The 721-nt window shown below is 64.4% G+C and carries 1 protein-coding gene; it reads right to left on the reverse strand.

Going from position 1 to position 721, the window contains the following annotated elements:
• Positions 1–721, reverse strand: a 721-nt coding sequence (locus tag AC07XB_RS39000) for a diguanylate cyclase domain-containing protein (protein ID WP_493688208.1), incomplete at both ends; no start/stop codon positions are given.

Raw genomic sequence — 721 nt, forward strand, 5'->3', positions numbered from 1 at the left:
CGCACCGATGCCGCAATGCGGCGCGCCGCCTCCAGCAGCAACAGGTCTCCCTGGTCGTGGCCGAGGGTATCGTTCACCTCCTTGAAGCGATCCAGGTCGATGAACAGCAGCGCCAGCACATCCTGCGTGCCGCGCGAATGCTCGATCTCCTGTTCCAGCCGGTCGAAGAACAGGCGGCGGTTGGGCAGATCCGTGAGCGCATCGAAATTCGCCTGGTGCCAGATGACTTCCTCCGCCTGGCGCTTCTCGGTCATGTCATGGATCAGCGCAACGCGGCGGCGCTCGCCATACGCGTGGGCCAGGTAGGTATCCACGGTCAGGTAGGCGGGAAACTCGCTACCGTCCTTGCGGCGGATCGAGAATTCGCCGCTCCATCTGCCCTTGGCTGCCACGGTGGCCCGCAGGCGGTCGACTAGCCCTGTCGCATTGCCTGCCCCGCTGACACTATAGCCCGTGCGGCCTTTGATCTCCTCGACTGTATAGCCAGTCGCGGCGGCAAAGGCCGGATTCACGTCGATGATGGTGCCATCGAGCGACGTCACCACCATGGCCTCGCTGCTGGACGAATAGACCAGCGAAGCCAGCCGCATCTCCTCCATATGGCGCCGTCGCTCCACCATGGAGCGGCGCAGGCTGTAGTACAACAGGCCAAGCAGCAGCGTGGAAGCAATGGCGCCGGCCAAGGCAACGCGGCGATAGACCTCGTAGGGCGCCAGCACCA

The sequence above is a fragment of the Cupriavidus sp. GW821-FHT02F09 genome (assembly GCF_059421605.1).